The organism is Cytophagia bacterium CHB2, assembly GCA_030263535.1.
GTDB lineage: Bacteria > Zhuqueibacterota > Zhuqueibacteria > Zhuqueibacterales > Zhuqueibacteraceae > Coneutiohabitans.
On record SZPB01000403.1, the window covers coordinates 1 to 5,500 of the forward strand.

General features: G+C 55.5%; 3 protein-coding genes. 1 reads left to right on the forward strand and 2 read right to left on the reverse strand.

Annotated elements, in window-relative coordinates:
• The coding region (locus FBQ85_25940; protein ID MDL1878575.1) for a hypothetical protein at window positions 1-224 on the reverse strand (224 nt) is incomplete at its 3' end.
• A 44-nt stretch (window positions 225-268) separates the two neighbouring features.
• Complete coding sequence (locus FBQ85_25945; protein MDL1878576.1) at window positions 269-4,762, reverse strand: DEAD/DEAH box helicase; 4,494 nt, start codon at window positions 4,760-4,762, stop codon at window positions 269-271.
• Window positions 4,763-4,932: 170 nt separating this feature from the next.
• Between FBQ85_25945 and FBQ85_25950 the strand changes: the two genes are divergently transcribed.
• Window positions 4,933-5,500: DinB family protein (locus FBQ85_25950; GenBank protein ID MDL1878577.1), on the forward strand; the 568-nt coding region annotated here is incomplete at its 3' end.

The following is a 5,500-nucleotide window of genomic DNA, read 5'->3' on the forward strand; positions in this document are numbered from 1 at the left end:
TTCAGTTGTTTCGCCAATTCCATGACATGCCTGGGGCCGGGATAATGATTAAGCTCCGCCGCCTTGGCGAGTCCCATACCGTGGCCTTCGAGATACATGCGAATCTCTTGCGGCGAAAGCGACTTGATCTCACGGCTTTCTTCGCCGGCATAGGGTGAATGTTGGTGCTGGGCCAGCGCAGGCGCGGCAAGCAGGGCAATAATCGTCGGCCATAATTTCCTCATTGCCTCTCCTTTTTGGAATAACTTGCATTCTTGTTGAAACACTCTCACACGGCCGAAGGCCACAAGACTAATTTTTCACCCTCGGACTCGAAGCCGTTCTGCAATAACGTTTCAGCAAGTTTGTTCGCTTTTGCGTTTTCATCGTTGATTTGCAGTATTTCGATGCGCGCACGTGAACGCAACGCTGCCGGGACGCGCAGCCAGGATTTGATCATGTCGATTAACGCGGGATTCATTTCATTACGCCATTTTTCCCCCAACCATAAACGGCTGGCAAAATTCTCGCAATAGGCCGCCGGTTCTTCATTCCAAAACAGCAAATGATTCGAAGCGGCGCGCGTGACGGCAATTTTATTTCCGTTGAGATCATTGAAATCCCAGTCAACCACACCGCCGAACGGCAACGCCGGATCAATCGTGCTCAGGCATAAATGCGATGTTGCCGGAAGCTGAGGTTCCGTTTGCAATTTTTGCAACAATGCGACTGCTTCCGGCAGCGCGAATTGCACGCCCGACAGTCCGGCGATGAAATAACCGCGACGAATTTCGCCCTGCCATTCCAGGCGCTTGAGCACGTGGAAAAGTTGTGGCCAGTGCAGCAAACCGCTTTCGCGGCGATACCATTCTTTCACCAAAATGCCGTAACGCTGCAGCAATAGCCGCGCTTGCCGTTCAGCGCGTTCTGCCATGCCGCTTTCTCGTCCCAGGACGCCGAAGGAGTTGGTGAGAAACCAGCGCCCCTCGGTTTGCGTCAACGCAACCCGCTCGCGTATGGCGCGGCGAAACGAAGGCTGATAGCGGCGTTGACGATCGTGACTCGACCACGTCGGCCGGGGGATGCTCTCGGCTTGCGGCATTGAATTCGCTTCAGATTGACTAGACGGCGGTTGCAACCGCAGCAAAAATGCAGGATAATTATCGCAGCTCACCAGCCCCAAATTTGCCAGCCTAGTGAGGCCGTTTTCGATTTGTGCCGTGGAGAGATTCGCGCCGATCATGAGATCGCGAATCAAGCTTGCGCCGTTTTCGCGCAGAAAATTATAAATCACTTTTGCGGATTCATCCAGTTGTTCCGCCGCGCCCGCCAACTCTGCTTTGCTGAAAAACATATTGCCTTCGCCGCGCAGTATAAAGCGGAGATAGCGGCGGCTCTCTTCACCGGCGCGCTGCGCCAGCACGATCATTTCACCGCGTGCTATTTTATTATGAAAATCCTGCAACGTTGCGTTGAATTGTTCCGGACCCACACGGCTGTGCAAAATTTCGCGTTCAAAAACTCTCAACGGGAATTGATAGCCGCGATAGCGTTTGAGCAATTCTTCTAACGCTTGCCCGGGCAGGCCGAGTTTGTGCCAGCGCAGCAGAAAGCGGTAAAACGTCGCACGATCGGCAGGCGCAAGCGCTTCGCGACGCAGCGCAATCGCGCGACGATAAAGTTCGGCGAAGTTATGGCGGTCACACCACTGTTCCTCACGGCTGCCCATCACGAGCCGGCCGCGCACGGCTTCACGCTGAACATGCAGCTCGGCGAGCGCGGATTTTAAGAGATCCGATGGTATGTTGGTACGCCGCAAATCAGCTTCTGTCAATGGCCCATTGGCTCGCAAAATGTGTTGCAGGATTTTTTGTGCATTTTTAGAAGTAAATGGCTCAGTGAAAAGCCCGACCTCAGTCGTTGTGATCCAACCTGAAAACTCGCCTTGCAGTTGCACGACGCGTTTTTCCTCGGCGAGCTTTTGCAACCAAGCGGAGAAGTCGTCTTGGCAGCGGCGCTGCAATTCCTCTTCCGTAATCGGTCCGAGCTTTTCGATGATTACGAAGAGATCTTCCTGAGATTTTGCCTGCGTTTCAGGCGTCAAGCATTGCCAGCGCGCTAGCGCTGTTGTGACGATTTCCGGCGTTACAATGGTGGGAATCGTTTCGCGCGCCAGAATTTCTGCGAGTAGCGCGCTGCTCACGTCTGCGGCCTGGCCGGGCGCGCGATTGCGATCGTATTCGTACAAATTTTCTGCCGTCAAGCGAAACATCAAGCCGGAGGCCATGGGCGAGGGGAACGCGGTTTCGACTACATGCAGCTTGATCTCCGCGGTCTGTAAGCGCGTCAGAACCTCGCGCAAGGCGGGCAAGTCAAAAACTTCCTGCAAACAATCGCGATACGTTTCAAGGAGAATGGGAAAATCCGGAAATTGCCGTACCACTTGCAGCAAATCCGCTGCGCGCAGCCGTTGCAGCCACAGCGGAATGCGTTTGCCGGCGCGCGAGCGCGGCAGTAACAACGCGCGCGCCGCGTTGTAACGAAATTGCGTCGCAAACAGCGCGCTTGCACTCAATGCTTCCAGCAGGTTGCGCTCGACTTCTTCCGCCGGCAAGAGCAGCAGTTTTTCAATGGGAATCTGTTCGGCGGCATCGAAGAGACGCAAAACGATGCCATCATCATTGTAGCTGAATTGTACCTCGGCGCCATAGCGTTTCTCGAGCGCGCGGCTCAACGCAATAGCCCAGGCGCCGTTGACGCGACTGCCGAAGATGGCATGCACCACCAGATGCGGCTCTTCGGCGTGATCGCGAAACCACTCAACCACGATTTGTTTATCGTGCGGCACGGCTTCGGTGATATCGCGCTGGCGTTGCAAGTAGCCCGCAAGATTCTCGGCAATGGCTTCATCGCTATGGCCGTGCTCCATGAGCCACGGCCGATCGACGCCGTGCTCGATCTGCTCCAGCAATTCGCGGCGAAATGCGCCAACCTTCAGACTGGTGGCGTAATCGCGATACAAATTATCGCCCTTCCAGAACGGCGGCCGTGGTTTGTTCGCACGCACTGGCGCAACGATAATGCGGTCACGCTGAATCTCTTCAATGCGCCACTCGTTGCTGCCGAGATAAAACACATCGCCTACATGCGATTCGAACACAAACTCTTCCTCCATTTCACCCAGCTTGGTGCTGCTGTCCGCCAGGTGAACGGCAAAATAGCCGCGATCGGGAATCGTACCGACGTTCATCACGGTTAGCAGGCGCGCGCCGCGGCGGGCGATAAGACGGTCGTTGATGCGATCCCACGTGAGGCGCGGTTGCAGAGCGCGCATCGCGGCCTCGGCAAAACGTCCGGCCAGCATATCCAATACGCTATCGAACATGGTTAGGGAAAGATTGCGATAGCAGTAACTTTGCCGCACGAGCTTGAAAAGTTCAAGCCGTGAGCATTCCTGCATGGCGACTTCGGCGAGGATTTGCTGACTGAGCACATCGAGACAGTTTTCCGGCACGATCGTCTCTTCAATGTCGCTGGCGAGCATGCAGCGTGTGATGGTGACGGCGTCATCCAAATCCGCAGGATAAAGCGGAATCAACCTGCCTTTGCTGGTTGCGCTGAGCAAGTGGCCGCTGCGGCCGACGCGTTGCAGGGCCGCGGAAACCGTGCGCGGCGATTCGAGTTGTACCACCAGATCGATGCTGCCGATGTCAATGCCAAGTTCGAGCGAAGCCGTGGCAATTACCGCAGGAATCTCGCCCGCTTTCAGCCGTGCTTCGATTTCATAGCGCCGCTCGCGCGCCAGGCTGCCGTGATGGGCGAGTGCAATTTCCGCCTCGGGATTGCCGCTGGCCGCGCGATGCTTTTCATTCAACAAGCGCGCAATGCGTTCGGTCTGTGCTCGCATGTTGACGAATGCCAGTGTCGTGCGATGGCTTTGAATCAGCTCATAAAGCTTGTCGATTACCGCATACCAGACGGTGGCTTCGGGCAGATCTCCGAAATGTTCCACCGGTGAAATCACTTGCAAATCCATGGCTTTGCGCTGGCCGCAATCGACGATGGTGACGGGACGCGGCGCCGGTTGGTCGCGGCCCTCACGAAAAACTTGCCCACCGAGAAACGCCGCGATGCGTTCGAGCGGTTTCTGTGTTGCGGAAAGCCCGATGCGGACCGGCTCTGCTTGACAAACATGCATCAAGCGTTCGAGTGAAAGGCTGAGATGCACGCCGCGCTTGTTGTTGCTAATCGCGTGAATCTCATCAACAATCAGATAACGCAAGTTGCGAAACATTTCGCGGCCCTGCCGCGAGGTGAGCAGGAGAAAAAGCGACTCGGGTGTGGTGATCAAAATGTGCGGCGGCCGTCTGAGCATGGCCTGGCGCTCGTTCGCCGGCGTGTCGCCGGTGCGCACCAGCGCGTGAATGGCGGGCGGTGTGAGATTCATCGCACGCGCCGTCTCCTTGATGCCGTGCAACGGTTCCTGCAAATTGCGATGAATGTCGTTATTGAGCGCTTTGAGCGGCGAAATGTATAGCGTGTGAATGCCACCGGCATTTCGGCTAAACTCTTTCGCATTGGCCTCCACACCGCGGCGAAAGAGATCATCAATACACCACAAAAATGCGGCAAGGGTTTTGCCCGAGCCGGTGGGCGCGAGAATGAGCGTATGTTGACCGGCAGCAATCACCGGCCAGCCCTGCGCCTGCGGCGGACTCGGCGTAGAAAAGTTATCGCTGAACCATTTTTCAACAACCGGATGAAACGAGATCGTTGCGAGCATGGCGTTTTGCTTGTGTGTGAAATTGCGAACAAAGAATTGCCGTTCGGGCGCTTGCCCGGGCAGCGGTTGCAGTCAGCCGGCAGGTTTATGGGTTCGATCAACGCGCGGGCGATACGGTACCGAAAATAAAAATCAGATGGATGAATTCAAAGCTGAAACTGTGATTTGTCATGAACTCAGGCTTGCTTTTGAAGGTGAATTGCGTATCTTTGTGCCATTTCAAAGATGCAAATTATACATCTTCACCGCGACTTATGCTGCCCTCTCTGCACAAACGTTTCACAGCCCTGGAAAACGCCCGCGCACAGCTTCTCAAGGAATTGGAGCATCTTCACGAGTCGCAACTTGCGTTCAAGTCTGCGCCGGAAGCCTGGTCGATTCTTGAAGTGGTTGAGCATCTCATTCTCGTTGAGCGCGCGTCATTATCTTACCTTCACAAAAAGCGCAGCGGTTTGGTCTCGCTCAAAAAACTTGGCCGGGTTGACTCGGCTTGGCGTTGCTTTCTTTTGGCGTGTGCGCTGCGTTCGCCGCTGAAATTCAAAGCGCCGGCCAAATCCGTCCTGCCAAACTCCGGGCAAAGTTTGCATGAGTTGCGAACCGAGTGGGAAGAATTACGCCAACAATGGCGCACGACGCTGGAAAGCATTACTCCGGACATGATGCGCTTTCCGCTCAGCGGCCATCCGGTTGCTGGGCGCTTCACTGCCGCGCAGGGTTTGTTTTGGATTGCAGAGCATC

What these genes read in the sequence shown, in the direction of transcription:
- FBQ85_25945 (MDL1878576.1), bottom strand. Translation starts at nt 4,762, where the DNA reads ATGCTCGCAACGATCTCGTTTCATCCGGTTGTTGAAAAATGGTTCAGC.